Here is a 595-nt window from a genome sequence, read left to right as displayed (position 1 = left end):
AGGCTTATGACGAAGTCTGCTTTCCCGGCCTGGCGGCCGAATGGGCGAAATGGGATGGCCTCCGGCCATTTGTCGGCCCCCTGACGATGGAATTGACCACCAGCGCCGACGACGACGTGGCGTCGTGGATAGCCGCGGGAACGCCGCCGATTTGCTTTGGATTCGGCAGCATGCCGGTGGAATCCCCGATCGACACGGTCGAAATGATCGGTGCGGCCTGCGCGGAATTGGGCGAACGCGCGCTGATTTGCGCCGGTTGGAGCGATTTCAGCGACGTGCCACTTCCCGAGCACGTCAAGGTGGTGGGCGCGGTGAATTATGCGGCCGTCTTTCCCGCCTGCCGCGCGGTCGTACACCACGGCGGCTCGGGCACCACGGCGGCGAGCCTGCGGGCGGGGGTCCCGACGCTGGTCTTGTCGATGGATGTCAATCAAACCGTCTGGGGAGCCCAGCTCAAACGGCTGAAAGTCGGTGTCGCCCGCCCGTTTTCCCAAACCACGCGCGAGTCGCTGGTGGCCGACCTGCGCCAGATCCTCTCCCCCGACTACGTCTCCCGCGCCCGCGAGCTGGCCGCCCGGATGACGAAGCCCGCGGA

At 66.6% G+C, this 595-nt stretch carries 1 protein-coding gene; it reads left to right on the top strand.

Going from position 1 to position 595, the window contains the following annotated elements; all coding sequences use genetic code 11:
* Window positions 1-595: glycosyltransferase (locus A9X04_RS07770; protein WP_369828932.1), on the top strand; the 595-nt coding region annotated here is incomplete at both ends.

Source organism: Mycobacterium sp. E3247 (assembly GCF_001667785.1).
Taxonomy (GTDB): Bacteria; Actinomycetota; Actinomycetes; order Mycobacteriales; family Mycobacteriaceae; genus Mycobacterium.
This window is presented reverse-complemented; position numbering and strand designations above follow the sequence as displayed.